Source organism: Microcystis sp. LE19-84.1B (assembly GCF_027531875.1).
In the GTDB taxonomy this organism is placed as follows: Bacteria; Cyanobacteriota; Cyanobacteriia; order Cyanobacteriales; family Microcystaceae; genus Microcystis; species Microcystis panniformis.
On the sequence record NZ_JAPZSR010000024.1, the window covers coordinates 20,537 to 47,045 of the forward strand.

Consider the following 26,509-nt stretch of genomic DNA (forward strand, 5'->3'; position numbering starts at 1 on the left):
GTAAATAGTTCCCACAACCCCACACCCCACTTCTCAAATTTGAATCCGTTTACCTTCCTTAATTTCTGCCATTAAAGCCTCACGCATTGCCGAGAGATACTCCTCCACATCCGCCTCATCTGCCAGCCATGCCTTGCCAAAATTAACCTTAATTGTCTGACTGGGTATATATTGAGTTTCTGACTCCTTAACCCGACGGGTTGCTTGGGAAGAAACCCCATCAACCCCCGTCAACTTAGTCATTTTTGAGAGTAACCGAGGATAGGTATCCGTTTCAAACTTCTGACGGGTACTGCGAATCATAGCAATCAAATCTTCTTGAGCAATAGAATCACAACAATCCTGAAAAGATTTCAGAATTTCCTGCTGTTGCACCGGAGAAAGTTGGGAAAACTCGGCCATTTTACCCATTCGCTCTTGTAACAACCCGATTTCTTCCTGTGCTTGTTCCACTTCCCTGGTAACTTCGCTAGAAATTTCTGCCTCTACCGACTCTATTAACCCCTTTACCTGCTGCATCCGGCTTCCTTTAAAGCATTGGGTATCCGTGAGAACTGTTCTCAGTTGAGATAGATTATCGCTGTTGATATAACTAAAATTGGGCTTTTGAGTCTCTAATAACAGTTTAGCCCGATCATAAATCCGTTTTTGTTCCCCCTGCATAAAACTCAGAATCGGCTCTATTACATCCTCTTTAATATCTAATAACTCATCCTCTCGTTCGGTTAAATCGGTAAGATACCAATCATAAGGCTTATTACATACATCATTCAGGGTTTGTCGAGCCGGTTCTAAAGCCGATAAAAAAGGATATTTATCCATTTCTGAGAGTGTTTCTTGAATCGATTGGCTGAGTTCCTTAAATGCTGCTTGCGTTTTCTGATAAATAGCTTTAGGTTCATTATCTCCACAGGGTTGAGCAAAAAATTCCTCATAAAAATCCTTAAGTTTTCGTACCTGTGAAGAGGTAAATTTCTGTTGTGGCTGTAGTAAAATATTACTATAATTACGAGAGTTACAAATAGCCTCAACTAATGCCCCTCCTTCTAACAAATTGCCCTCTCTTTCCACTTTTAGCTTACCTCTGGCGCACAGTTTGGCAACCATACATAAAATCGCCCCCTCACTCCACCCATAGGGTTTACGTTGAAAATTATCGGTTAGAGACTTCATAGATGTCCTTAACCCCTTTTCTTTATCCTTTTGAGTAAAGTTAAAAACCTCTTTTTCTGGTTCACTTAAATCCTTGACATCATTACTAAATAAACCCTCTTGAGACGGTTCTAAAAAGTGCTTAAATTGTTCGACTTTATAAGTCACTCCCCCTAACATTTGAAAGTTATGATACACCTCGGCAATTAATTTCTGAAACCCTAAAATAATTCGGCTTTGAGCATCACTACTGCTAATCTCTAACTCTCTTCCCGATACAAATAACTTAGCCTGTACTAATAAACTTTTCAGCCTGTTTTTAATCTTTTCGTAATTTTGTTGATTGCTTTGATTTTTTTGATTCAAAATACTTTTAACTTCTTCCTGATGAGTGACAGATATATTCTGTTGAACATACTTTTCTGTTCTTTTATACATGGTTAAATCTTTTATTAAAAGCTGATCAGAAGGGATAATAACTAATAACTCATCCCGTCCCATATTCTCCATCTGTAGGGCTTTTTCTTGCTCATGTTGCCAGAAAAAAGGAGTGATGATTTGAATACTTAACTCGTATTCTCGTTTATAAAGTATTCCATCAATCTTACGGGAGAATTGATAATCTTGTGTCCCCTCTTGATTGCGAATTTTTGCGGTTTTGAGAATCTCCTCAAAAATTAAATTATTTAAGGCATCTAAAATCCTATTATCTTCTAATTCTGTATTTTTAATCTCCTGCTCAATGTCTTTTTCCTTGTCCGTTAAATACTCATACAAGTCCCCCGTTCTCTGAATGTAGGTTTGATGTTCAAGCAGGTTTAACCCTTCCTGAACTCGATTTTGTAGGTGGGAAATATCCTGTTCAAACTCTTCTAACATCAGGATAGATAAATTCTGTAAATTAGCCTTAAATCCCTCTACATATTTAACTAGAAATAATGCCTTGATAAGACGCACGGCAAAAGGATTATTAAGGTTATCTTCCGCTAAAGTAATACCACTCTGAATATTAGATTTCAACGTTGATCGAATTCCTTGAAACATTAAATCAAATGTAGCTAGATGACCAATTTCTTGCCCCTCAATTGCTATTACCACCTTACGGAAAACCGCCAACATTGAGCGTTCCCCTACCGAACTATGTTTTCCTTCAAAAGCACTATGTATAGATAATCCTCTAATAGCAGACTGGAAAAGGGTAAACTGATAGGGAATAAAAGGATAACAATCGATAAAATGGTTTCTATCTTGGAAATTACGGAAATCCCTTGAGCCATCGGAAAAGCGAAATAAGGTAGGTAAATTATGCCGTTGTTGCTCATAAATCTGCCCGAGTATTCTAACACCATCCTCATTTTTTGTCAGCAGACGTTTCTGAATAACTTCCGCCACATCCCGGCTGGTTAATTTCATGCGATTAGCAAAACGATCTTGAATTTTAGAAAAATCCTTAGTTCGATGATTTCCCATTTCTCCTAATACCGTTTCCATATCTTCCTGAGCGGTGACAATCACCCAAGAACGTCCCTGACATTTTGTTGCTAAACTCTCGGCAATGGTTTGTAAATTGGTCATTAATTTAACATTATCCGCAATGTATTGTCCCACCTCATCCACAAAAAAGTTTAGTCTAAAATTAGAGGTTTTCTGTTCAATAAATGCTTTTACCTCTTGGGAAAAATCATCAATGGAAAGTTTATAATCCTGACGATATAAATCGAGAATATTGGTGGAATTTTCCACCGATGCACCGGTCACTTTTCCATAGGCGATCGCAATATTTTTTCTTTCTAAAATGACTTGTTCCCGTCCCCTTTCCCAGGGTTTACCAGCAACGGATTCATACTCAGTTTTAAAAGCAGTATATAACCCCCGCTCATCTAATTCTTTTTCAAACTGAGCAATATAGCCCTGTTTTCCATAATAACCCCGCGCTTCATTGAAAACCTTGCTAAAAACCGATAATAAAGCATCAAATTCTGTTTTACTGGTGACATCCGCCTTTTGATCGATATTAAATAAAATACTTTGAGCAGGAATAGCAACAGCTTTCCTCAAGTCTCTTTTAAGAATTTCATTGTTCCGACATTTGGGTAAAAATTTTTCAATTGCTTGGCTATTTTCGAGCCTGCGATCCTCTAACAACAGGGCCAATATTTTTAATAAATGGGACTTACCAGAGCCAAAAAATCCCGATATCCAAACCCCATTAACTCCTGTATAATTGTTATAAGCTGACAAAAACTCCTCTAGGCGTTTTTCAACCTCGCAGGTAAGCACATATTCTTCTAGTTCAACGTGCAGACTCGCCTCATCATTGGCATCCGCTTTGATTACCCCTTCCATAGGACGACTAACTTGTTTCTCAAAAATTCTACTTAACTGCATAATTAGTTCTCCCTTAAACTTGGTACTCGTAAATGTTAAAAGCTCGATAATATTTGTCATCTCGTAAGAGTCCAAATAAATTGAGAGAGGCTCCCGACTCTAGGGAATAGGTGTAGGCCCCCGGAAAAAACATTACCGTCGGTTGGTTGTTGTTCGTGGTTTGGAGGTTATTAAGAACATTATGGGAACGAATATAGGGAAAAATTTGACCAACACCCCATAAAAACAAGATATCAAACGGATTTTCGGCAATTTTTTCGCCTAGGGCTGGAATTAAATGACTCTCCGAATCTAACACATTTTGTAAAAGCTCTTTCAGTTCCCCTTTAGATATGGAGGATTCTATATCGAGAATTTGCTCAAATATCTGCCGTTCCCTCAATAATTCAAGACAGAGATCATAAAGATTGATCTCTAATATGCGAATCCCTTTTTGATGCAACTGACTAACCAGTTGCTTTTGCAGACGTTCCATTTCAACACTGTCTTGAGGTGGGTAAGGACAGATAAAAAAAGGAACTTCATTGCCAATTCCCTGTTTTTTGAGAAATCGCTCTGCTGACAAGACCGATAATAAATATTCAAATCTTTGGTTGATTGCTATTGTTTCAAGAGAAGACATCCAAATTTCGCCCATCTTGTCAATAATATTAGTATGCCCATTTTATCTGAATAAGAGTCAAAATCTTTCCCCCCACTTCCCACACTAAGGGCTAGAGGAACAGGATTAATCGCCAAAAAGCTGGCTTGCTGCCTACAATTTCAGGTGATTCAGGGCTAAATTTCGTTGTTGGAGAGCAAATTGATGGCTAGGCTCTAGTTGTAGGGTTTGGTTAAAGGAAACCACTGCTTCCGAGAAACATTTTAACTTGTAGAGACAACAACCCCGTTGATACCATGCCTCAGCCTTTTGGGATTGTAACTGTAAAGCCTTATTATAAGCGGCGACCGCTTCACTGAGTCGTTCTAATTCCCGTAAAGCTTCGCCTTTGCTAAACCAAACATTAGCATCGGATTTAATGGCCAGGGCCTGATTATAAGCCGCTAGACCTTCGGCATAACGTTGCATCCGACAGAAAATCATGCCTTTGTAATGCCATGCTTCCAGATAATCTGGCTGCAGTTGAATCGCCTTATCCAAAGATGCGATTGCGGCGCTGATTTGTCGTAAATTAGCTAAAGCGATGCCGCGATAAAACCAAGCCCGAGCATTATTAGTCTCTAATTGAATTACCTGATTAAAAGACCCTAAAGCTTCAGGAAAACGCCCTAATCGTTGCAAGGCCAGACCGCGATTATACCAAGCATTGACAAAATTGGGCTTTTTCCGCAGGGACTGCTGATACAATTGAACTGCTTCGCGATTCTCCCCCAAATCGAGATGCGCGTTACCGCGATAAAACCAATCCTCTGCTGAAATTTCCCGCACTAAAGCTTGTTGTTGACGCAATTGCAGTAACTCTTTTATGGCATCTAAAACTTCTGCTGCCGAGGGAAAGCGTTGGCGCCAGTCATAACGGGTCATTTTATCGATAATAACTGCTAGATCATCTCTAACATCGGCATGATTGCGCCAAGCGATTTCTCCGGTTTCGGCATCTTCGGGAAATTGCATCGGTTTGAGACCGGTTAAGGCTTGAATAGCGATGATTCCCACGGCATAGACATCGCTAGACAATCGCGGTTTATTTTGCGCCTGTTCACTAGGCATATAACCAGGGGTACCAATCCCAATGGAAACACTGCTCTGTTTTGCTTTTAGCCATTGAGTCCCCACTTGTTTGACTCCGCCAAAGTCGATTAAAACTAGCTTGCCCTCTTGGCGACGGATAATATTATCGGGTTTGATATCTCGGTGAATAATGTTATTTTGATGGACAAAAGCGAGAACTTCCAAGATATCCTTTAATAACTGAATTACCTGACTCTCTTCTAAACGCTTACCCTTAGAGATTTCCTGACTAAGATCGTGACCATCGATAAATTCTTGAACGAGATAAAAAGACTTCTTTTCCTGAAAACTGGCGAAAAATTGCGGTATTTGAGGATGATGGCCGAGTTTTTCTAAAGCTCTGGCCTCACTCTCAAATAATCCTATAGTAATTTCGTTAACCACTTGGGGGATTAACTGTTTGACCACACATTGAGGACGGCCGGGGCGATAGTTATCTTGGGCTAAAAAAGTTTGACCGAAAGCCCCTTGACTTAGAGGTTTAATAACTTGGTAACGTCCCCCGATAATTAGTTTCATGGTAGCGATAGCATTATCTTTGCCCTAGAGCAGCTTGATGGGACGGTTAACAGCCAAAGGGGTTAACTTGACCAAGCCCATCTTGCCAGTTAATTGATATATTACCAAAAAATTGGGTTTAAAGCCTCGCCCTTTTAGGGCGACTTGATCTGATGTATGATACTAAGAATAGGGGGCCGGGTAAGCAACCGCTTAAAAAACCCAGTCATCAACCGATGAACGCACCTGGAAAACTAGAGTTATGGGGTTCTATAGGGGAATGCTCCTATAGGTAAAAATTCTCAGCACCAAGTACCAAAGAAACCAATTATTTTAGAGGTTTTGAACTGTATCGTAGGGTCCCCCGAGAACAGGCTTCTGTAAGGGAGCGAAAGTCTGAGGAGAGAACCACCCAGAGGTGGGATTTCGCCAGGAATCTAATTCAAGTGGACTCGTTGAGCCATAAATTCACAGCAGTGATGCTAGAAGAATCCACGTCCGTTTACGGCGTGGGGTATGTCAAATCAATTGTCGTCAGAAGCGGGTAACGCGACTCGAACGCGCGACATTCACCTTGGGAAGGTGACGTTCTACCACTGAACTATACCCGCAAAAGTCTCCCTAATCATAGCATTGACCCCCCAGCCAGAGCAACTAACTACCCTAGGCTATTTTCCATCACCGCACCAGTGCAGTTTGTCGGCAAAACTGGCCCGGTCGCAATTTAACATTTTTTCCTGACAGGACAGCAGGACTTTTTCTAGCTGTTGATCGGCATTTTTTCGGCTTTCTAGCGGCTTTTGTTGATAAACCCCAAAAATAACATCTAAGCCCCCCCAAGCACGACCAAGGGCAGGAAAACCGTGGTGGAGAACATTTTTAGATCGCTTGCCTCGCTCGCTGCTGTTGGTAAAATCCAGTCAACCATCGCTCATAGCTGACTAGCACAGTAAACCGCCCCCATTAGTCCCACTTGAGCATTAAGGACGATATGGACGGGAATATTGCTTAATAACTCCGTCATCCGACCTTTAGCGCGAAAAGCCTTCATAAAGCTACCCTCGGTCATTAGAGGAAGATTTTTGGCCGCAATCCCCCCCGCTATGTATAATCCTCCGTAGGGAAGCAACTTGAGGGCTAAATTGCCCGCTTCCGCACCGTAGGCCTCGACAAAGATTTTCATGGTTTGATAACAAAGATGATCCGAGTTATCTTGGGCAAAACTGGCAATTTTAGCCGCTAAATCGACGGTTTTTTGCGGTTTACCCATTTCTTCTAACCAAGTGCGGTAAATTTCCGCCATGGCCGGCGAGGACTGACTATAGTTATTATCGTGGAGAAATCGATAGATAGAAGTGATTCCAGGGCCGGAAACCACTCGCTCCACCGAAATGCGCTCGATATTATAGAGTTCCAAGAGATAATTTAATAGTTGATATTCTAAACTCGATCGAGGGGCAAAATCGGCATGGGAACCCTCACTAGCAAACACCCGATATTTACCCTTCGAGATAGGAATCAAAAAACCCTCTCCTAACCCCGTTCCCGCACCAATAACCGCAATCGGGGCCTCTGGTACTGCTGGGGCCGACTGTAGATTGTGCAGCTCCTCTGGGGCTAATCCTAACACCCCATAACCGATCGCCGCAAAATCATTAATTAATTTTACTCGCTCAATCTGCAGCTCCTGGCTTATGCGATCGCCAGTGAGAGACCAACTTAAATTAGTCAATTCGGAACTATTGTTAACCACAGGACCGGCAATACCGAAACAAGCTTTTTCCACCGGGGGAATAGTGGTTTGTCGGGCCAAAAACTGCTGGACGATCGGCACCAGATCGGGGTATTGTTCACTAGGATAAATTTCTTGATCGAGAGTAGTTAGCAGGGGTTGGGGACTATCTGGTGAGTTTTGGCAATCCACTAAACGCAGGATTGTTTTAGTTCCCCCGATATCTCCCCCTAAAAGAATCGTCATGCTGGTTGTCCCTCAGTTTGTCCCCATAATTATAGTTTTTTTACCGCTTCTCCCCAGCAAATTTAAGGGCAGTCAATTCTATACTATAGTGAAAGATGGTAATGCCTAAGCCCTAATTAAGGATTGATTAATCATCGCTCCGGGGTTTGCATGGGGATTGGCTAGAGGACAGAAAGAGGGAGAAATTAGCTTGGGTGTAGAACTTCGCAGTTACGTTTATCTTGACAATTTACAGCTTCAACACGCCGCTTACATCGGTACAGTCGCCCAAGGATTTTTACCCTTACCCGGGGATGCTTCCCTCTGGATTGAAATTTCCCCTGGCATCGAGATTAATCGCATCACCGATATTGCCCTCAAATCCGCCGTGGTTCGTCCGGGGGTTCTATTCGTAGAACGACTCTATGGACTGCTAGAACTCCATTCTAGCAGTCAGGGAGAGGTGAGGGCGGCCGGTCAGGCAATTTTGCAGTATTTAGGCGTTAGTCAGCGCGATTGTCTGAAACCGCAAATTGTTTCTAGCCAAATTATTCGCAACATTGACGCTTACCAAGCCCAATTAATTAACCGGAGTTCTCGGGGTATGATGTTAATGGCGGGACAGACTTTGTACGTTTTAGAAGTGCAACCAGCTGCCTACGCTTCCCTAGCCGCTAATCAGGCCGAAAAAGCTGCTTTAATTAATATCCTACACGTTACTTCCGTGGGCAGTTTTGGCCGCTTATATTTAGGGGGAGAAGAACGGGATATTATCGCCGGTTCCCGAGCGGCAGTTTCAGCTTTAGAAAATATTCAAGGTCGAGCTTTTCCGGGTAGCGACAAAAAAGAATAAGCTAACAAAGGCCGGAGGCAAAAGGCAAGAGGTGGTTAGATATGTATAATTAGGGCTTGCTGAATAAATGTGAAATGTAGGCAAGGTAAGGGTTTTATGGCTTTTCTCGCGAAACAGGTGCAAGATTTTGAGAGAATCGTCGTTAAAAACCTTGCGTCTTCATCAGCCCGAGTCCTGTAGGGGCGAAGCATTCGGGCAATAACCTATCGGTGAAACCGGAGATTTTCTATCCGAATGCTTCGCCCGTACTTTTTGCCGCAAACCCTAATTAATTGTGTCTAGCTACTTACTAAATCCCGTTTAAAAGGTATAGGATAGTGGGGAGTGGGAAGAAGGGAGAGGAAGTTTGAGCATTTGTACTAAATAGCTAAAAAAGTAATTTCGCCCTATTGAGGAGATTCAAAAATTAGTTCGCCATTATTCATTTTTTCAACGACTAAATGGCGATAGAGTGTCACTTGCCGGAGGATTTGGTCGGGATTATTTTTCTTATTAGAAAACATGATAGTTTTAATCGATTCAAATTCTATTCTTGTGATTACACCATCTTTGATCGCTCGTTCAATTGTAACTCGTAAATATTCTAATTCTTGGCTTTCCTCTGGGGTAATTTCCAGACTGTTAGGATGTTCTATTTTCATGATCGATTGTTCTTACCGGCTAACTGATAACTAGATAATCACGGCTATTTTTTTCAGACTTTCACAATCGGTGGAGAGAGAGTTTCCGTCTGGTTAGAAACGGCGAGATTATTATTATTTTGGCTGTTATTTTGCGGCAATTGTCCCGAGGCTAAATTCTGCCCCTCTCCCGTAATCAAACGAGCGCCACGACCGCGGGTAAAATAATTCCAACCCCATTGCACCATCACCACTAATTTATTATCAAATTCGATCAGATAGTAAATATGGGCCCAAACCCAGACTAACCAAGCGATGAACCCAGAAAACTTGACAAATCCCAAATCAACCACGGCCGCATTTTGGCCGATCACTGCCAGACTACCTCGATCGATATAATGAAAAGGTTTAATACTTTGCCCTTTTAGGCGAGAAATTAATAAATTCGCCAGATATTCGCCCTCCTGCATGGCCACGGGGGCAATTCCGGGTAAAGGTTTATCTCCCTGATGGGCAAAATTAGCCAGATCCCCGATCACAAAAATATTGCCATAACCGGCGATACTTAAATCGGGTTCGACGATTACCCGGCCGACGCGATCGAGATTTACCCCGGTTCTTTCGGCCAAAATTCGCCCCATTCTCGATGCTTTTACCCCCGCTGCCCATAAAATTGTCTCGGCAGCGATTTCTGTGGTTTTTTCTCCCTGACGGACGGTGACACAACCTTCCACAATATTGGTAACGATGCTGTTAGTTTGCACTGTCACCCCTAATTTTGTGAGAGAAGCGGCAGCTTTAGCGGATAAATCGGGTGAATATGGGGGTAATACTCGATCCATCCCTTCTAAAAGCAAAATTTTCGCTTCTGTGGGGTTAATCTGGTGGAAATCAGACCTAAGCGCACCGTGGGCAATTTCTGCGATCGCTCCTGCTAATTCTACCCCCGTCGGTCCGCCACCGACAATAACAAAAGTTAATAAAGCTTGCCGCTTTTCGGCATCAATTTCTTTCTCGGCCTTCTCAAAAGCGAGATAGATGCGACGACGCATTTCTACTGCGTCTTCAATGGTTTTTAACCCTGGAGCGTAGGGCTGCCATTGATCATTGCCAAAATAGTGATGACTGACTCCCGTGGCAATAACTAATTGATCGTAGGCGATCGGCGGGTGATCTTCCAAGATCACTTCTCCCTTAACTGGATCTATATCTATGGCATGATCGAGGAGAATATCTGTATTGTCATGACCCCGTAGGATTAAGCGCAAAGGTGAGGAGATATCGGCCGGAGACAGCGCCCCAGTAGCGACTTGATAGAGGAGGGGCTGAAAAAGATGGAAATTTCGCTTATCGATGAGGGTAACATGAACGGGGGCGTTTTTTAGGGCTTTGGCCGTGTATAAACCCGCAAATCCGCCGCCGATGATAACAACTCTTGGCTGTTTTTCAGTCATTGCTTAACAATAATTCATAAATTTTTCCCTAGTGTAGTCCGGATTGTCACAATTTAGCGGTGACAAGCGTTACCGAAAACAGTAGTCTTTAACCTAGAAAAAAATATAGATAAGCTGCCCGCGCATTTAAATTGCTTGTTGAGATGAGGCACTCTTGCACTCTTGCAAGAGTCAACAGAACGTAGGTTGGGTTGAAGCATGAAACCCAACGCCTGCTCATGTTACGCTACCGCTAACCCATCCTACAAATAATTTGCCTCCCTACTTAAGCTGTTGACTATCTAAATTACTCGTTAAGATTGCAGGGGAGCAGGGAGAGGTAGTTTGAGCATTTGTACTAAAATTTCCAATACGGAGTTTAAATTCAGTACAGCTTACAGTGCTTATGCCCAGAATTTGGACTATATATGCTCGAAAAACTTGAAAAGACCGCTACGCCGTTTTACCTAAGTTTATGACCTGGGTTAACCAGGTGGGAACTTATATTCCGCATTTCTGTTTCCGAGTACAAGCTCGGTTTACTACCACACGGATTGGTTATTTGCTCCCTTATCACAATCAAGCATAGATCAAAAAACTTGAAAGGCAGTCACCAACGTAGAAGCCTGATTTGTTTTCATCATAGCATTTTTTTTTCTCAGAGGCAAGAGGGGAGATTCAGTGATCAGATTTGAGTTTTCAGGTTACTGTTTACCGATCACAGCCAAAAAGCCTGCCAAAACCCAGCAATTCCCAATTCAAACGGTAGCACAGAATACAGAACCAGTCTTACTCTTGCCTTTCAAAATGGAGTGAAGGGTTTGAACAGTGGGTTTCGGGGGAATGGAAGTCAAACAACTGGGTTTTCTGGGGATGCTGAGCTATTTCCAGGTAGTCATCCCTGGGATAACTGACCCTCGAAGTGCCAGCAATGCTACCCGCTACAGTCTGAAAGACGCAATATTAGGGGCATTCGCCGCCTTTTTTCGCCAGAATGAATCATTTCTAGAATATCAGCGTCAACTTAATAGTCGTTGTGGACGAGATAATGCTCAAAGTCTGTTTGGTTTGGTCAATATCCCGACAGTAGAGCAGATGCGGAACATCCTCGATGGAATAGCCGCAAAGCATCTTTTTCCCCTGTTCAGATGGATTGATCAAGGTCTGGGAGACCAAGGCTATTTAAGGCTGTTTGCAGCCTTGGATGGCAACTTACTCGTCGCCCTAGATGCTACTCAGTACTATAGTTCAGAGAAAATTAGTTGTCCTTGTTGCTCAAGCCGCACCTCAAAACAGGGAAAGATAACCTATCAAATCAGGAGAAAGGTAAAATTGGCTAAAGATTTAGTTTATCAAGCAGCCAAAAACGCTTTGATCAAAGATAATTGGTTAATTACTCATGACCTTTATACGATAAGTTTTGGAGGGGTGAATATGGCTGTCGATTTAGGCGCAGAAAAGCTGATTGCTGCGACTAAAGATCATCAAAAGATTGCCGTAGAAATTAAAAGTTTTTTAGAGGGGTCTTCAGCGATCTCAGAATTTCATACTGCTCTAGGACAATTTATTAATTATCGGGCGGTTTTAAAGAGAAAAGACCCAGATAGAGTCTTATTTTTAGCTATTCCTAGTTTTACTTACGACACTTTTTTCTCTTTAGATTTTACCCAATTGATGATTAGAGAAAACCATTTAAAATTAATCATTTTTTCGCCAAGTCAGGAGGTAATTTTAACATGGATAAATTAGCAAAATATCGTCAATTAGTCAAAAATATTCTCTCAGAATATACTCAATATAAACCCACTTGTAATGATTTAGAGATTCAAGCTATTTTTGATGAACAAAAAGAACATTATCAGGTCGTTACTTTTGGGTGGGAAGGCGAAAAATATGTACATTATTGTCTCATTCATATTGACCTCAAGTCTGATAAAATTTGGATTCAATGGAATATGACAGAACAAGATATTGCTGAAGACTTAGTTAAACTAGGTGTTCCTAAAAAAGATATTGTCATTGGCTTTCATCCTCCTGTACTTCGTCAATTGACCGATTATGCAGTAGGATAAATTAATTTATCCTACTGCAATTGATCCCAGTTAGCTGTCTGGTTCTTGGGGGTTATCTGTGGGTGACTTTGCTTTTTTTGATAGGACACCTTTTACTTTTGTTGCCGCTAAACCTAATCCTAGTAATCCTAGACCGAAGATGTTAGAAGGTTCAGGGACACTTTTGGGGGGCTGTGCGACAGATTTAATTGCAAGATGATCAAATTCAAGTACATCTTCTGTAGATGGAGTTGCCGTTATATTTTCAAATCCTATCGAGGAAATCGATTCTCCTTGTAGTGCATCAATACGCAAGTAAGCATTACGTTGGAAGTTAGCTGACTTCCAATTTACTCCCGCAAGCTGTTCGATTGTTTGTGAAAAAGGTATGCCATTGATGAAGAGGCGATGATCTGTTATTGGATTATCTGGTGCAGATGGTGGGGGATTTAAAGATTGAAACCCTGACAGCCCAATTCCCACTGATATAATGCTACTGCTAAAATTAAGTGTAGTAAGTTTTGCACATTCTGTACTCGGACAAAACACACTATTACTCAATTGATTACTAGGAATATTAAATAATGTGTGTTGACCATCCCAGCTTTGAGAAACTTTATTTGAAAGATTAGGAAGACTTGTAATCGTTGATGTAGAAACTCCTCCAGAATAAGTAATACTTAAACCAGGAATTAGAGTTTTGTCTTCAAAATCCTCAATTGTATATCCTGTGATGCCTACATTTTGATTGAGGATTGTAGGGTCAGATGAGAATACAGTAGATGGAAAAAATGTAATGCTTACTGCTTGAGCAGAATTTATTCCGATGAAGGATAATAGCGCAGCACCAGTAACAGTCGTAATTGATGCGTGAAAAATTAGACGATTCATGATAAATTTTCTCCTTAATTTGATTACTTCAAAACTTTAACAATCGAACTGAAACAGATTACTCTTCAAAAAACTCAGCCCTAATTAAATTTGAGACCTTAATTGTGGAGGACTGATTTTCTCAAGATATGCTGGCAAATTATCCAGAGAAAGCAATGTCAAAAAACTTAACTTAGTTTCATTGACTTTCTCCAAAAAACCCAACACCTTTCCCTCGGACATCTCAGCATTAATCTCAACAAAAACATAACCAATTCTGTCTGATAAAACCTCCTCAGAAATCTCGACAAAATCCTCACCCGGCATCACAGAACAACACTCTACTTTCCCCTTACCCCTCACCACCAAATCCGCTACCATTAAACGCGATCGCATGATGGGATTCCAGCTATCACTCGCTTCCAAATCTGTGGCAATACCCAGAGACCGTAAGCAACAGTTGACCGCATACACAGCCAAAGTATTGAGATAGACTTGTTCAGCTAGAGCAAAATCAGAATGTTGTTGACAAAAATAATCCGCGATTTCATGGGCTTCCCTTCCTAGAGCAATCAAAAATACAGAACTATGATTAATTCGTGTCGGCATTATCTTGATTTCCCCCCATTGGAAGCTTAAATTTTCCACAAAAATCCCTGCAAACTCAGCCAGTGAGTTTTTCAAAAGCTATTCACCTCCTCAAAAAATTACAAATAAGACAGAATTTCCTGTCCAATTAAAGGCGCAACCGTCTTCATCTGGCGCGAGAAAAAATTCTTCACCACTGCCACAGTCAAACTAAAAGAATCCGCGATCTCCTGCCAAGATCGCGCCTCCAATCGCGCCCTCAAAATTGCCTTCAAAGTCGCCTTCGGGCAATTATGGACATGATGGCGAGACAACAACTCCGGATCAGACTCAATATACTCAGCGATCAACTCCGACAAACAAAGCTGCTCCACTGGTTGAGCCAAATTCTCAAAGACAACAGACTCACCGCTCACCTGCTGTAAAGGCGATACCGATAACGTTGCCCTTGCCAGATCCAGAAAAACGCGATCGCCCAAAGCCCGATTAGCCTTTCTTAGCCCAGATAACCGACAGAGAACCGCCAACCAGACAAAACTTTGTTCATCAATCGCGATCCCTTTAACCTGTAACCTTAACCAGAAACCCAGCCCAACCTTAGCGACTAGACTAACCATTGCCGTCAGTTGGTACTTGCGACGAATCAATTGCTGCTTCTGCGCCCTGACCAGCGGGTCAAGCGTTTCCGCATACGCCTCTCGCAACAGAATATCCAGCCGATAGTTGACCCAAGCCAGAAAACTGCCCCGGTCAGGATCGAACTGGTCGAGGTGGAAAGCAACCCAACATAACGTTCGATTAACCGCATCCTCATAGACCTCTACCGAATAATGACCTCGACCCCGTAGCCGACCCGAAAATCGCAGAGCATCAAGTAACCGAGCGATCGCAGCTTGCTGCTGCAAACCCACTGTCCCAGTATAGGAACGCGCTTGCAGGGCGAGGTATTGCAGGTCATCATCATCGGTTTGCTTCAGGGAAGTTCCGCGATCGCGATGGGAGACAATGGAATTCAGACGAACTTCAGAAGAGGAGAAACAGGGTTGGGTTAACGGCATAGATGATGTTCTCAACTGCTTTCATAAAAGAAATCACCTCAAACTCCTGCGAACGTCTCAAGTTGTCACAAAACTTTATATTTTAGAAATTTAAATGACGGTCAACCCCCTGATTGACTAAAGCGATTTCTTGGAATGAATATCCCGGCAGCCTCCATTAACGGTGCGTTCACTGGCGCTAGCGACACCCTACCTCGATCAATTTTGCTACATTCTGAATTTGGAATTGCTGGCCAACACCTGATCTTGTTGGCTCCGTGAAAGTCTGGGACTACAATAGAGAAAAGTGACAATTTTTGCCAGAGTGATCACCGAGGACTAATAAAGAATGACGGCTATCCTAGGGAAACCTGCCACACTTAACACTCCGATTCTGCACCGTCTTGCCAATGGTTTAACGATTATTGCCGAAAGTCAACCGGTAGAAGCGGTTAATCTCAATGTCTGGCTGCAGGTCGGCTCGGCCTTAGAATCGGATCAGATCAATGGGATGGCTCATTTTCTCGAACACATGGTTTTTAAGGGAACCCGTAACTTAGACAGTGGTGAATTTGAACGGGCGATCGAATCGAGGGGAGCGGTGACTAATGCCGCTACTAGCCAAGAATACACCCATTATTACATTACCACTGCCCCGCGGGACTTCGCCCATCTGGCCCCGCTGCAGCTAGAAGTGGTTTTAGAAGCTTTAATCCCCGATGAAGCTTTTGAGCGGGAAAGACAGGTTATTTTAGAAGAAATTCGTCGTTCTCAGGATAATCCCCGTCGTCGCACTTTTTATCGCACCATGGAGACCTGTTTTCAAGTTTTACCCTATCGTCGTCCGGTGTTGGGTCCGATGGCAGTGATTGAAAATCTTACTCCTCAACAAATGCGCGATTTTCATCGGACTTGGTATCGTCCCGAATGGATGACGGTGGCAGTGGTGGGTAATTTGCCTGTAGATGATTTAATGGCTATTGTGAGCGATTCTCTAGATACTTTAGGCAGTAAGGGCAATTCTGGGCTGATTTCCCATCCTATCGCCCATCTAAAGCCCGAAGCTCCTTTTAACGAGATTATCCGTCAAGAATACGAGGATGAAAATTTGCAGCAGGCCCGCTTAATCCTATTTTGGAAAGTGCCGGGGTTGAGAGACTTAGAAAAAACCTATCCTCTCGATGTTTTAGCGGCTATTCTGGGTCAGGGCAAGGTATCGCGATTATTTCAATCTCTGCGCCAAGAAAAGGGCTTAGTTTCCCAAATAACTGCCAGTAATATGTCCCAAGCAGTGCAAGGGGTGTTTTCCGTGTCGGCCCAATTAGCCTCGGAAAATATCGAGCAAGTGGAGAGAGAGGTGGTAGCACAGATTGGACAAATTCAACAGGAAGCTGTGACAGTTTCTGAACTGGAACGAGTTAAAACCCAAGTGGCCAATCGGTTTATTTTTAGCAATGAAAGACCGAGCGATCGGGCTAACCTTTACGGTTATTATCATACTCAGATCGGTGATTTACAACCGGCTTTTTGTTATCCCCAACACATTGAAGCTCTCACTTTAGAGGATATTCAAAATGCCTGTCAAGAGTATTTAAATCCCCACGCTTACGGTGTGGTTGTGGTAAGACCAATTCAGTAAACAGGGAATGGGGAAATGGGGAAATGGGGAAATTTCAACCAAAACCCTAACACCCTAACACCCTAACACCCTAACACCTGATTCCCGACTCCTGAATTCTGATAACCTATGTGGACTCAAATTGCCCGACATATTACCCAAACCACGGAAAAACCTTTTGAAATTGAGAAAAGTCATCCCGTTAGTGGTGGCTGCATCAATCAGGGTTATGCGGTCAGTGGCAATGGTTTAATTTATTTCGTTAAGATTAACCAAGCGAACCAAGAGGCCATGTTTGCGGCCGAAGCTTTAGGATTAAAGCAAATTCACGCCACCAAGACTATCAGGGTTCCAGAGCCAATTTGTTGGGGAATTGCCGAGAAATCTAGTTATTTAGTGCTAGAGTGGCTAGAATTCGGCGGTGGCAATAGTCAAAGCTGGGAAAAAATGGGGCAAAATTTAGCTCATTTACATCAAGTTTCCCTATCCGATCGCTTTGGTTGGCATTGTAATAATACCATTGGTTCTACTCCCCAGATCAATACCATTAGTAACAATTGGGCGGATTTTTTTGCTCATCAGCGTATTGGCTATCAATTAAGACTTGCGAAGGAGCGAGGCGGCAATTTTCCCGACGAGGATCAAGTTATTCCCGCTATTAGCGAGATTTTGAGTCAGCATCAACCCCATCCCTCCCTCGTCCACGGTGATTTGTGGTCGGGAAATGCGGCAATTACCGTCGATGGGGAACCAGTAATTTTAGACCCTGCCACCTATTGGGGAGACCGGGAGGTAGATTTAGCCATGACGGAACTTTTTGGCGGTTTTCCGGCGGCTTTTTATCGGGGTTATAACGATGTTTTCCCCCTCGATGCCGGTTATCAAAAGCGCAAAACTCTTTACAATCTCTACCATATTCTCAACCACTTTAATTTATTTGGTGGTGGTTACGCTTCCCAGGCCAATCGGATGTTACAGGAAATTCTTTAAGGGTTTTACTTGTGAATCTTTACCGAGGATAAATTATGTCTGTTCGAGAAACTACTGTGATGAAAACTCCAGAGACAAAAGTATGGACTGATGCAGAATTTATGGCGTTACCTGACGATGGTAATCGTTACGAATTGGTCAAGGGAGAGTTAATTAATCTGGGAAATTCTGGGGCTTTACACGGTTATATTGCCATTATTTTAAGCGCTGCTTTATTCGCTTTAGTAACATCTCGAAAACTAGGGGTATTATTGGACTCCAGCACTGCTTTTACTATGAAAAATGGCAATAAACGTTCTCCCGATATAGCCTTTTTTGCCAAGGAACGTCTGCAAGGATTGGAAGAATTACCGACGGGTTTTTTAGAAGGTGGACCCGATTTAGTGGTAGAAATTCTCTCTCCAGGGAATACAGTGGCAGAAATCGAGGACAAAATTGCCGAATATTTTGCCAATGGGACTCGTTTGCTCTGGGTTATCAGTCCAGGTCAACACTATGTTTTAGTTTATCGTTCCGGGTACGAACCGCAGGGATTATTAATATCAGGAGATTTTTTGGAGGGGGAAGATGTGGTTCCGGGGTTCACTTTTCCCGTGGCTGATTTGTTTCAAAAACTATCTTTTTGACTCTTTCTTCTCAACAAATCGGCTAATAAATCGGCACTATCACTAATAGCTAGATGAGAAGCTTGTCGGGCCATGGCGGCTAATTTTTCGGGATTAGACCATAAATCGAGGACTAATTCGCTTAAAAACTGAGCAGTTAACTCATTTTGACGGTAAAGATAAGCGGCTTGAGCTTCAGCGAAAACTTTGGCATTATAGAACTGATGGTCTTCGGCAGCAAAAGGATAGGGAATTAAAATCGAAGGCGTACAAGTGATCGCTAATTCTGTTAAAGTGCCGGCTCCGGAGCGACTGATAGCCAGATTAGCTCTTTGCCATAATCCCGCCATATTGTCGTAAAAAGGCCGGGAAAAATAGTTAGAATGGCGCAAACTATCCGCTTCGGGGTCGTTTTCTCCCGTGAGATGCACGATATAAATGCCTTTTTCTAACCATTGGGGAGCGCTTTGTCGGACAATTTGATTAAGAGCCACGGCCCCTTGAGAACCACCGGCAACGACAATCAAAAAAGCATCCTCTGGAATCGGTAAATCTAGGGACTGGGGAATGAGAAACTGCTCTCGTACAGGCGTACTAGCCCAAGTGGTGCGAGTGCCGGGTAAATAGCTGGCGGTTCCCTGAAAACCGAGGGCAACCGTATCGCACCAGCGACCGAGAACTTTCGTGACTTTGCCCGGTATGTAGTTAGATTCGTGTAGGATGACGGGAATATTGGCTAAACGAGCCGCTAAAATGGTCGGGCCTGCGATATAACCCCCAGTGGTAAAAACTGCCGCTATCTGACGTTTTTTGATTAAACTACGCACTTGCCAAATGGCCCGCAGTTGACTGAACAGAATCTTGAGAGTTTTTAACCCCAAACGGGTTTGAAATCCCTCAATGGGGATGGTGTGCAGGGGATAGGTTTTTGGAACTAAGGACTGTTCCAGACGGTCTGGAACTCCTAACCATTCAATCTCGTAATCCGGCAAGCGCTCGGCCAGGGCCAAAGCGGGAAATAAATGACCACCAGTACCACTAGCGGCAATCAAGAGACGGGTTGGAGTGCGTGCCATAATTCGAGAGAGGGTAAATTCAGTCCTAGAATGAAATAATCTACCATAGTTATCGATCGATCCTTACATAAACTATCACTAATGCGTAACTTGAACACAATCCCCGATAAATTTTTTCGTCAATCCCTCAATTTTTCTCTATCGTTGCTGTTAGGTTTGGGGTTAACTTTTACCCTTGCCACCAGTTTGCGGGCCGAAAAGCCAGAAACTGCTCCAGCTAATTTAAAAACCCTTATCTCCAAAATCGAAACGGCGGCTAATGAGCGGGATATCAAGCAATTAATGGAGTTTTATAGTCCGAAATTTACTAACTCCGATGGCTTGACCTACGAAAAAACTAAAAAGGCTTTAACTCATTTTTGGGAACGTTATAACAATCTACAATACACCACGACTCTCGAATCTTGGAGTCGTTCCGGGGACAAGTTAACGGCCAATACAATTACTAAAATTACCGGGACAGGAAAGGTGCAGGGACGAGCGGTGGGAATGAATGCTACGATTCGTTCTCGTCAACAATTTCAGGGGAATAAACTGGTTTATCAGGAGATTTTAAGCGAGAGGGTTGAGTTAAGCACCGGCAAAAATCCCCCCAGTATTCAAGTGAGAATTCCCGAAAGGGTGAAAGTGGGTGAAGAATTTGATTTTGATGTGATTGTCCGCGAACCTTTAGGGGATGATTTATTGGCCGGAACGGCGATCGATGAGAAAGTAGATATTGAGCGTTATATTAATACAAAGCCTCTAGAATTGGAATTATTACAGTCCGGCGGTTTATTTAAGCGGGTAAAAGCGCCGGCAACACCGGAAAATCGTTGGTTATCGGCGATTTTAATCCAAGGAGATGGGATTGTTGTCGTTACTCAACGGGTTAAGGTAGAAAAGTAATTTTTATCTAAGTAGGGTTTGCTGAAAAATCTTGTTGGTGGGGTGTGGGGTGTAGGGTTTTATTCCCCCCGTTCACTCCAATGGCTGGCACTTTCAGGCAATTTAATCCTTATTTTTGCCGTTTTTGAACCCTCAAAAATTAATTATGCAAGAGGTTTAATAAATACTCTGATTAAGCATAGAGGTGGGAAACATCGCTCGTCCATACTTTAAAATTTGTTAAATTTACTTGACCAAAAGAAGTTGTTAGGGCAGCATCGACGGCATCTAAGCCGCGAGTCATTAAAATCCGCCCGATTCTGGGGGTGTTATGACGAGCATCAAAAGTGTACCATTGATGGTCTAAATAGACTTCAAACCAAGCACTAAAATCCATCGGTAGGGGTTGGGAAGAAATACCGATATCTCCGAGATAGCCGGAGGCATAACGGGCAGGAATATTTAGGCAACGGCAAAAAGTCAAAGCTAGATGGTTAAAATCGCGACAAACCCCCGTTCTTTCCCGATAGACATCATAGGCGGTTTTCGTCACCCGCGCGTATTCGTAACCAAAACGAATGTGACTATGAACCCAATCACAAACCGCTTGTACCCTTGCCCAACCGGGGGGAGTTTGTCCGAAAAGTTCCCAGGCAATTTCCGAAAGCAAATCCACTTCACAATAACGGCTACTCATTAGGTAGGGAAAAACTTGGGTTGGTAACTCTGCTAGAGGAATTTCTTGGGCATTCCCATTAACTATATCCGGTTTCCATTCATTCTCGATAACTGCTTCATTGTGAATGCGAATCTGTCCGGCGGGTAAAATTAGACGACTGGTTCGATTACCGAAGCTATCTAAAAATTCTTCTATTTTTGTTGCCGGTTCCACCCGCAAGTTTTCCGATTGTCTCACTTGATCTAAAATTGAGGGGTGTAGATAAAGTTTTAACAACATGACCACGGGTAAGGGTGTATCAAAGCCAAATTCATAACCAACATGGATTAACATTAGTCCTCCTATCTAGATGAAATTTTGTCAGGATTGGTAGAGATGAAACGCCAATAATCGCCAGACTGATAAAAAGTTAGGCCTGACTACTTGGTTAAAAGTTTGAGGAGAAAGTAATAGCCAAGCTGAAAACCGATAAGCTTTGTACAGAGTTTTTTTATTGTAAACTGCTTCAAATAAAAGCTTTGTAACTTTGAACACAAGCCATCGGCAGGATTAGAGCTATCGAAAAGAGTCCGGGGTGGATGGTTCCTCTAATAGACGAATTTCAATGGGGATGTAGGCCAGTTTAGCAAAAATCTTTTGTTGATGACTGACGGGCCACCATTCGTAAAGAAAAATTTCTAAAGGTCGCCAGAGGGCCACCCAACCACTAATTAATAGTCCTTCTTCTAAGAAGTGAATAAATGTATCGCTGCCAAAACGACCAATTAATTCGCTGAGACTCAAACAAACAAAAAGAAAGGAGAGACCAATTATCAAAGATATGCGTCCCTGTCGCCAAATTGTGCGTAATTTTCTTTGTTCTCCCTGTTGGCGATAGTCAAAATAATTATGTAAAGCTGAGGGTAACAGATGTCGGGCGGTGTTTTGTTCTGTACTGGGAAGATAAAAGACTAATTTAAGGGGGGTATTGAGGGGAAATTCATCCACAGAGTTAATAATATAATTTTCGGCATTATCGTCTAAATCTCTATCTAAAAATGGCGAAGGATCGAGAGAATTAAAGACTTGCTGTAACTGATTAAGTTTAATTTCAATTAAGTAAGTTCCTTCCTCCTCTCGATAATAGGATTGTAATTGATTTACCAGTTTAGACATTAGTTATTAATGTTAAGCAAATGGGGTGAACTGATACAACTAAAATCTACTAAGTAGGTAGGCACAATTATTTGTAGGGCGTTGGGTTTCATGCTTCAACCCAACCTACGTTCATCTTATATTTAATTCCACCCACCCACTTAGAAGTTACTTCATCTTGCTCATTCAGGCTGAAGATTGAACTATCTGTGGGAATATTTTAGCTGTATCAGTCCCAGAACATTAATTTAATTTAGCGACCAAAACCAGCGTACCAAAAATAGGTGACCATGGGGATTACTGTAGCTAAAACCAGTAAAACTATCACCCAAATTGTGGCATTTTTATCGTCAGTTTCTTCTGCGGTAGTAAAGGTACTTTCGATATTAATTGTCGCTACTTCTGGGGGTCCGGGATCCGCTTCTCCAGAAAGTACCGCCGTTAGACGACGACTAGCATCGAGTAAAGCTTGATTATATTTTCCCCCATCTTTGAGGGGAACTGCCATAGTTTCCGAGAGGATACTATCAGCAATAGCATCGGTTAATAAGGGTTTTGCTTCCTCGCCAACCCGAATAGCAGTTTTATTGGTTAAAGTATCAAGGACGATGATAGTTTGATTAGTGCGATCTTCAGGATTAGGATACCATTCTCTCAGGATATCATCGGCTAAATTGTCAATTTTTTGACCGTAATCCAAGCGCCGGACTACCACCATTCTCACTTCTTGGCCAGTTTTTTCGGCGAGATTTTTCAGGTCTTTATTTAATTTTCCCTCGTTAGCGGCACTAATGGCCGAAACGGGATCGACCACATAAGTGGGCGCTCCAGAGCTTAAAATGGGGAGGTCATAGACTCCCATGGCAGCAGCCGGTGACAGGGAAACAGCCAAGGCTACACAGCAGGAGAGAAGGAGAGAAGCTAATAATTTGAGCATATTGATTCGGTAAAATTCCTATAGAACATAATAGGGGAAAAGTTTACTGTTTTTTGAGTCGGGAGACAGGAGATGGGAAGTGGGGAAGTGGGGAAGTGGGGAAGTGGGGAAGTGGGGAAGTGGGGAAGTGGGGTGATGGGGAAATTCAACTAATACCCTAAAACCCTACAACCCCCAAACCCTTTTAACTGATAACTGATAACTGATAACTGATAACTGATTATGAGTGATTTTGAGGAACTAGAGTCTAAAAAACGGGAAAAAGCCCTAGAAATGCAGGCCCATCGCGATAATTTGCTCTCGCGGGTGACAAGATTACTAATTTCTCAAGATATCCACTTGGCGATCGATCATACCCTAGAACTGCTCTGTCAATTTACCCAGAGCGCTCACTGTTACATTATTCAATATTCCACCTGTCGTCAGCAGTGGAGTATGGTTTATGAATACTGTCACCCCGACTATCCGCAAGTTGTCCCGATTCGGGAACAATCACAAAATCTCTCGACGGAAACCTTTCCCTGGTTTTCGGAACAATTATTAAACGGTATTCCAGTTAAAATAAACTCTTTAGACGATTTACCCGCTACTGCTATCCCTGAAAGAACTATTCTCGCTCATAGTTCTACTCCCTGTCTCTTAATCGTTCCCATGTGGGATAGTTGCGGGATAACGGTGGGTTATCTGGGATTGGATGCAAGTGCAGAAAAGCAATGGACAGGGGAAGATGTCACCTTTGTGCGGTTGCTGGGAGAATTAATTGCGATCGCACAAAGTAGATATGAAGCAGAAAAAGAATTAAAAGAGGCTAAAGAAGCGGCAGTTAAGGCAAATAAAGCTAAAAGTGAGTTTCTAGCTAACATGAGCCACGAATTACGCACTCCCCTTAATGCTATCTTGGGTTTTACTCGCTTAATATCCCGGGATAGCAGCATCAGCAGTGAATATCGGCAATATTTGGAAATTGTCAATCGTAGCGGGGAACATTTATTAGAGTTAATCAACGATATTCTAGAAATGTCGAAGATAGAAGCAGGAAGAACGGTTTTTAACCCTAGTAATTTCGATTTATACGCTCTTTTAGATAATATTGCCGAAATGCTACGCTCACAAGCGCAGGCAAAAGCTTTAAGCTTAATTTTTGATCGCAGCTCCGATCTGCCCCAATATATATGTACTGATGAAAGTAAATTGCGACAGGTGTTCATCAATCTCTTGGGTAACGGATTGAAGTTTACCGAGTCGGGAGGGGTAACTCTCCGGGGAAAAGTAGGGGAGAAAAGAGGAGATTATCAGCGATTGCTCTGGGAAATTGAAGACACAGGCCCAGGAATCGCCCCAGAGGAGATTTATAAGCTATTTCAACCCTTTAACCAAACGGAAACGGGACGAAAATCCCAACAGGGGACAGGATTGGGTTTACCTATCAGTAAAAAATTTATTGAGTTGATGGGGGGTGCGATCGGAGTTAGTAGTATTCTGGGTCAAGGAAGTGTTTTTAGTTTTGATATTCAGGTGGGTTTAGTGGGGGAAAATGAGATTAAAACCGAAACCAATAGGGCAAAAGTGATCGCTTTAGCCGAAAATCAGCCTAAATATCGCATATTAGTCGTCGATGATCGACCAGAAAGCCGTTTACTGTTGCTGAAACTCCTGACTAGCCTAGGATTGTCCGTGCAAGAGGCTGCTAATGGTCAAGAAGCGATCGCAATTTGGCAAGCATGGCAACCTCATCTTATCTGGATGGACATGAGAATGCCAGTGAAGGACGGTTACGAAGCAACTAGGGAAATTCGGCGGTTAGAGGCTGATAATCGCGGAAAAACGGTAATAATTGCCCTAACTGCCAGTGCTTTTGAAGAGGATCGCGCCTTGGTTATTGCCGCTGGTTGTGATGATTTCGTGCGTAAACCTTTCCGAGAAGAAGTCATCTGGCAAAAAATGGGCGAATATTTAGGATTAAAATATATTTATGCCGATAATGAGCCAAATCAGCCCAATTATTCGCCAGTTTTCCTCGATTCCCTGCAATCCCTATTAAAATTAATCAATCCCGACTGGATTGGACAATTGCAACAAGCGGCGCGAGAATGTGATGATGAAAAAATTATCGCCCTAACCGCAGAAATTCCCCCCGATTATGCTAACCTTGCCCAAGGTTTACAACAGTTAGCCGGAGAATTTTCCTTTGATGCGATCGAAACCATAATTAAAGATTTAAACATATCTTAAGAGAGTATTTTATCCATACCTCAAAAACGTGATATTCTAAAGGCATAAATCCCTAAATATGGCAATTTTAAAGGATGAAAATGTTAAAAATGCTCATCGGTACTTTCTTAATACTACCGATTTTTTCCGTTCATGCTCAAGTCCTCTCGCTTCCCCCAATTAAGCAAAATTCCCCCAATCTTGGTGACATACCGAATAATCCCACCCAGCAGAGAAATTGGGTTTGTAACCAAGGAGATCAACGCATTGCCGTGGCTGCCAAAGAAGTGCAAGGTTGGAAAGAATTAATTGAAAAACAAGGTTGGCAATGTGATGAAGGAAATACCGATATACCCGATCAAACTCTCAGCTTTTCCTGCGAACCAGAACAAACCATCGGCATCTTGACAGTTTACTGGTTAAATGGTAGTAATGGTCAACAACAATTAAGCCAATGGCGAGATAAATTAGCAGCACAACAGGGGATGGTTTGTACCATTAATAACGTGCGGTTATTCGATACTCAAGAAAATATACCCAACCCATCACAACCATGATTAAATTAGCAGTTTTGCCTCAATCTATCCTCCTGGGTATCGGTTTACTATTAAACAATTCTCTGCCCTTACTTGCCCAATCTACACCCCTAAGCGTCGATAATTTAAGAAACACCGTCTATAACATTCCCAATCGGGGTTCCGTAATTGTCAGCGATGGTATTTTTCAATCCAATGAGGGACAAATTTTAGGAGTACAAGTCAGTCGAGAAGCCTTGATGGGGGACTATAATAATGATCAAAGGACTGATGGTATTGTCGTGTTAAGAGTGATTACTAGAGAGCAACAGCAATTACATTATTTAGCCCTAGTGATTGATAATAACGGTACTGCCACTAACACCGATACTGTCCTGTTAGCCGATCGAGTAATTGTCGATAATCTGAGTGCTAAAGATGGTACGATCACCGTCAACATGAGAAGATTTCTCCCCCGGGATCCTTCCTGTTGTCCGTCGGGAGTTATCACCCAACAATTTGCGATTAATCCTAGTATTAATCAATTGACTTTACTGAGTACCAACGAAAGTCAACCCACCACCCCCAATGTGCAGGTAGTACCCGCTTCTCCCCTGAGAATTAATAATAGTAATCTCCCCTTTCAACCTCCTGCTGGGGCCATCCAAATCCGCTTTTAACTCTGTTTTTGGTGCGTT

General features: G+C 42.5%; 23 protein-coding genes, 1 tRNA gene and 1 other RNA gene. 10 read left to right on the plus strand and 15 right to left on the minus strand.

Annotated features, from left to right (window positions below):
* Positions 1-33: 33 nt before the first annotated feature.
* The 5 genes from brxC to O9324_RS01390 form a co-directional block, all read right to left on the minus strand.
* A complete protein-coding gene (brxC, locus tag O9324_RS01370) occupies positions 34-3,540 on the minus strand; it encodes a BREX system P-loop protein BrxC (protein ID WP_288139275.1) in 3,507 nt (1,168 codons plus the stop codon).
* Positions 3,541-3,553: 13 nt separating this feature from the next.
* The gene (locus tag O9324_RS01375) at positions 3,554-4,162 is read right to left on the minus strand and encodes a DUF1788 domain-containing protein (RefSeq protein WP_228020846.1); all 609 of its coding nucleotides are present in this window, start codon (positions 4,160-4,162) and stop codon (positions 3,554-3,556) included.
* 132 nt (positions 4,163-4,294) lie between these two features.
* The gene (locus O9324_RS01380) at positions 4,295-5,791 is read right to left on the minus strand and encodes a serine/threonine-protein kinase (protein ID WP_288139276.1); all 1,497 of its coding nucleotides are present in this window, start codon (positions 5,789-5,791) and stop codon (positions 4,295-4,297) included.
* 518 nt (positions 5,792-6,309) lie between these two features.
* Positions 6,310-6,381 (minus strand) — tRNA-Gly (locus O9324_RS01385).
* Between the two features lie 320 nt (positions 6,382-6,701).
* Positions 6,702-7,748, minus strand: a complete 1,047-nt coding sequence (locus O9324_RS01390) for a glucokinase (protein ID WP_288139277.1) — start codon at positions 7,746-7,748, stop codon at positions 6,702-6,704.
* 190 nt (positions 7,749-7,938) lie between these two features.
* On the opposite strand from O9324_RS01390, the gene ccmP reads away from it, so the two are divergent.
* Positions 7,939-8,580: a beta-carboxysome protein CcmP gene (ccmP, locus tag O9324_RS01395; RefSeq protein WP_002766539.1), complete on the plus strand. Its 642-nt coding sequence runs from the start codon at positions 7,939-7,941 to the stop codon at positions 8,578-8,580.
* 386 nt (positions 8,581-8,966) lie between these two features.
* Here the strand turns inward: ccmP and O9324_RS01400 are convergent, their stop codons facing one another.
* From O9324_RS01400 to ssrS, 3 genes are all read right to left on the minus strand, one after another.
* On the minus strand, positions 8,967-9,221 hold the full coding sequence (locus tag O9324_RS01400; RefSeq protein ID WP_002731866.1) for a hypothetical protein: 255 nt from the start codon (positions 9,219-9,221) through the stop codon (positions 8,967-8,969).
* A 53-nt stretch (positions 9,222-9,274) separates the two neighbouring features.
* Positions 9,275-10,654: an NAD(P)/FAD-dependent oxidoreductase gene (locus tag O9324_RS01405; RefSeq protein ID WP_287627951.1), complete on the minus strand. Its 1,380-nt coding sequence runs from the start codon at positions 10,652-10,654 to the stop codon at positions 9,275-9,277.
* A 422-nt stretch (positions 10,655-11,076) separates the two neighbouring features.
* A non-coding RNA gene (ssrS, locus tag O9324_RS01410) (6S RNA) lies at positions 11,077-11,264 on the minus strand.
* Positions 11,265-11,476: 212 nt separating this feature from the next.
* On the opposite strand from ssrS, the gene O9324_RS27100 reads away from it, so the two are divergent.
* A complete protein-coding gene (locus O9324_RS27100; RefSeq protein ID WP_353851664.1) occupies positions 11,477-12,382 on the plus strand; it encodes an element excision factor XisH family protein in 906 nt (301 codons plus the stop codon).
* Complete coding sequence (locus O9324_RS01420; protein ID WP_190718574.1) at positions 12,370-12,705, plus strand: XisI protein; 336 nt, start codon at positions 12,370-12,372, stop codon at positions 12,703-12,705. Before O9324_RS27100 ends, O9324_RS01420 begins: the two co-directional genes overlap by 13 nt.
* 30 nt (positions 12,706-12,735) lie before the next feature.
* Here O9324_RS01420 and O9324_RS01425 read toward each other — a convergent pair whose 3' ends face one another.
* From O9324_RS01425 to O9324_RS01435, 3 genes are all read right to left on the minus strand, one after another.
* The gene (locus O9324_RS01425; protein WP_288139278.1) at positions 12,736-13,575 is read right to left on the minus strand and encodes a PEP-CTERM sorting domain-containing protein; all 840 of its coding nucleotides are present in this window, start codon (positions 13,573-13,575) and stop codon (positions 12,736-12,738) included.
* Between the two features lie 84 nt (positions 13,576-13,659).
* Complete coding sequence (locus O9324_RS01430; protein ID WP_288139279.1) at positions 13,660-14,238, minus strand: DUF1822 family protein; 579 nt, start codon at positions 14,236-14,238, stop codon at positions 13,660-13,662.
* A gap of 23 nt (positions 14,239-14,261) precedes the next feature.
* On the minus strand, positions 14,262-15,200 hold the full coding sequence (locus O9324_RS01435; protein WP_002802801.1) for a hypothetical protein: 939 nt from the start codon (positions 15,198-15,200) through the stop codon (positions 14,262-14,264).
* Positions 15,201-15,528: 328 nt separating this feature from the next.
* On the opposite strand from O9324_RS01435, the gene O9324_RS01440 reads away from it, so the two are divergent.
* The 3 genes from O9324_RS01440 (at position 15,529) to O9324_RS01450 (ending at position 18,413) form a co-directional block, all read left to right on the plus strand.
* Positions 15,529-16,818: a M16 family metallopeptidase gene (locus O9324_RS01440; RefSeq protein ID WP_288139280.1), complete on the plus strand. Its 1,290-nt coding sequence runs from the start codon at positions 15,529-15,531 to the stop codon at positions 16,816-16,818.
* Positions 16,819-16,926: 108 nt separating this feature from the next.
* Positions 16,927-17,787 carry a fructosamine kinase family protein gene (locus O9324_RS01445; protein WP_288139281.1) on the plus strand — a complete coding sequence of 287 codons (861 nt, stop codon included), beginning with the start codon at positions 16,927-16,929 and terminating at the stop codon, positions 17,785-17,787.
* Between the two features lie 35 nt (positions 17,788-17,822).
* The gene (locus O9324_RS01450; RefSeq protein ID WP_288139282.1) at positions 17,823-18,413 is read left to right on the plus strand and encodes a Uma2 family endonuclease; all 591 of its coding nucleotides are present in this window, start codon (positions 17,823-17,825) and stop codon (positions 18,411-18,413) included.
* On the opposite strand, the gene murG is transcribed toward O9324_RS01450, so the two are convergent.
* The gene (gene murG / locus O9324_RS01455; RefSeq protein ID WP_288139283.1) at positions 18,395-19,468 is read right to left on the minus strand and encodes an undecaprenyldiphospho-muramoylpentapeptide beta-N-acetylglucosaminyltransferase; all 1,074 of its coding nucleotides are present in this window, start codon (positions 19,466-19,468) and stop codon (positions 18,395-18,397) included. The genes O9324_RS01450 and murG overlap by 19 nt on opposite strands.
* An 81-nt stretch (positions 19,469-19,549) precedes the next feature.
* Here murG and O9324_RS01460 point away from each other — a divergent pair, with 81 nt between their 5' ends.
* Complete coding sequence (locus tag O9324_RS01460) at positions 19,550-20,356, plus strand: DUF8623 domain-containing protein (protein ID WP_288139284.1); 807 nt, start codon at positions 19,550-19,552, stop codon at positions 20,354-20,356.
* Positions 20,357-20,528: 172 nt separating this feature from the next.
* Here O9324_RS01460 and O9324_RS01465 read toward each other — a convergent pair whose 3' ends face one another.
* The 3 genes from O9324_RS01465 to psb32 form a co-directional block, all read right to left on the minus strand.
* Positions 20,529-21,347 carry a transglutaminase-like domain-containing protein gene (locus tag O9324_RS01465; RefSeq protein ID WP_288139285.1) on the minus strand — a complete coding sequence of 273 codons (819 nt, stop codon included), beginning with the start codon at positions 21,345-21,347 and terminating at the stop codon, positions 20,529-20,531.
* Between the two features lie 222 nt (positions 21,348-21,569).
* The gene (locus O9324_RS01470) at positions 21,570-22,169 is read right to left on the minus strand and encodes a hypothetical protein (RefSeq protein ID WP_288139286.1); all 600 of its coding nucleotides are present in this window, start codon (positions 22,167-22,169) and stop codon (positions 21,570-21,572) included.
* A 232-nt stretch (positions 22,170-22,401) separates the two neighbouring features.
* Positions 22,402-23,085 (minus strand): photosystem II repair protein Psb32, encoded by a 684-nt coding sequence (gene psb32, locus O9324_RS01475; protein ID WP_002766515.1) that lies wholly within the window; start codon positions 23,083-23,085, stop codon positions 22,402-22,404.
* Positions 23,086-23,307: 222 nt separating this feature from the next.
* Between psb32 and O9324_RS01480 the strand changes: the two genes are divergently transcribed.
* The 3 genes from O9324_RS01480 (at position 23,308) to O9324_RS01490 (ending at position 26,491) form a co-directional block, all read left to right on the plus strand.
* Positions 23,308-25,317 (plus strand): ATP-binding protein, encoded by a 2,010-nt coding sequence (locus tag O9324_RS01480; RefSeq protein ID WP_288139287.1) that lies wholly within the window; start codon positions 23,308-23,310, stop codon positions 25,315-25,317.
* Between the two features lie 74 nt (positions 25,318-25,391).
* Positions 25,392-25,853 carry a hypothetical protein gene (locus O9324_RS01485; RefSeq protein ID WP_353851665.1) on the plus strand — a complete coding sequence of 154 codons (462 nt, stop codon included), beginning with the start codon at positions 25,392-25,394 and terminating at the stop codon, positions 25,851-25,853.
* Complete coding sequence (locus O9324_RS01490) at positions 25,850-26,491, plus strand: LppP/LprE family lipoprotein (RefSeq protein ID WP_288139289.1); 642 nt, start codon at positions 25,850-25,852, stop codon at positions 26,489-26,491. Before O9324_RS01485 ends, O9324_RS01490 begins: the two co-directional genes overlap by 4 nt.
* Positions 26,492-26,509: the final 18 nt, after the last annotated feature.

What these genes read in the sequence shown, in the direction of transcription:
- brxC (WP_288139275.1), bottom strand. Translation starts at nt 3,540, where the DNA reads ATGCAGTTAAGTAGAATTTTTGAGAAACAAGTTAGTCGTCCTATGGAA.
- O9324_RS01375 (WP_228020846.1), bottom strand. Translation starts at nt 4,162, where the DNA reads ATGTCTTCTCTTGAAACAATAGCAATCAACCAAAGATTTGAATATTTA.
- O9324_RS01380 (WP_288139276.1), bottom strand. Translation starts at nt 5,791, where the DNA reads ATGAAACTAATTATCGGGGGACGTTACCAAGTTATTAAACCTCTAAGT.
- O9324_RS01390 (WP_288139277.1), bottom strand. Translation starts at nt 7,748, where the DNA reads ATGACGATTCTTTTAGGGGGAGATATCGGGGGAACTAAAACAATCCTG.
- O9324_RS01400 (WP_002731866.1), bottom strand. Translation starts at nt 9,221, where the DNA reads ATGAAAATAGAACATCCTAACAGTCTGGAAATTACCCCAGAGGAAAGC.
- O9324_RS01405 (WP_287627951.1), bottom strand. Translation starts at nt 10,654, where the DNA reads ATGACTGAAAAACAGCCAAGAGTTGTTATCATCGGCGGCGGATTTGCG.
- O9324_RS27100 (WP_353851664.1), top strand. Translation starts at nt 11,477, where the DNA reads ATGGAAGTCAAACAACTGGGTTTTCTGGGGATGCTGAGCTATTTCCAG.
- O9324_RS01420 (WP_190718574.1), top strand. Translation starts at nt 12,370, where the DNA reads ATGGATAAATTAGCAAAATATCGTCAATTAGTCAAAAATATTCTCTCA.
- O9324_RS01425 (WP_288139278.1), bottom strand. Translation starts at nt 13,575, where the DNA reads ATGAATCGTCTAATTTTTCACGCATCAATTACGACTGTTACTGGTGCT.
- O9324_RS01435 (WP_002802801.1), bottom strand. Translation starts at nt 15,200, where the DNA reads ATGCCGTTAACCCAACCCTGTTTCTCCTCTTCTGAAGTTCGTCTGAAT.
- O9324_RS01440 (WP_288139280.1), top strand. Translation starts at nt 15,529, where the DNA reads ATGACGGCTATCCTAGGGAAACCTGCCACACTTAACACTCCGATTCTG.
- O9324_RS01445 (WP_288139281.1), top strand. Translation starts at nt 16,927, where the DNA reads ATGTGGACTCAAATTGCCCGACATATTACCCAAACCACGGAAAAACCT.
- O9324_RS01450 (WP_288139282.1), top strand. Translation starts at nt 17,823, where the DNA reads ATGTCTGTTCGAGAAACTACTGTGATGAAAACTCCAGAGACAAAAGTA.
- murG (WP_288139283.1), bottom strand. Translation starts at nt 19,468, where the DNA reads ATGGCACGCACTCCAACCCGTCTCTTGATTGCCGCTAGTGGTACTGGT.
- O9324_RS01460 (WP_288139284.1), top strand. Translation starts at nt 19,550, where the DNA reads ATGCGTAACTTGAACACAATCCCCGATAAATTTTTTCGTCAATCCCTC.
- O9324_RS01465 (WP_288139285.1), bottom strand. Translation starts at nt 21,347, where the DNA reads ATGTTAATCCATGTTGGTTATGAATTTGGCTTTGATACACCCTTACCC.
- O9324_RS01470 (WP_288139286.1), bottom strand. Translation starts at nt 22,169, where the DNA reads ATGTCTAAACTGGTAAATCAATTACAATCCTATTATCGAGAGGAGGAA.
- psb32 (WP_002766515.1), bottom strand. Translation starts at nt 23,085, where the DNA reads ATGCTCAAATTATTAGCTTCTCTCCTTCTCTCCTGCTGTGTAGCCTTG.
- O9324_RS01480 (WP_288139287.1), top strand. Translation starts at nt 23,308, where the DNA reads ATGAGTGATTTTGAGGAACTAGAGTCTAAAAAACGGGAAAAAGCCCTA.
- O9324_RS01485 (WP_353851665.1), top strand. Translation starts at nt 25,392, where the DNA reads ATGAAAATGTTAAAAATGCTCATCGGTACTTTCTTAATACTACCGATT.
- O9324_RS01490 (WP_288139289.1), top strand. Translation starts at nt 25,850, where the DNA reads ATGATTAAATTAGCAGTTTTGCCTCAATCTATCCTCCTGGGTATCGGT.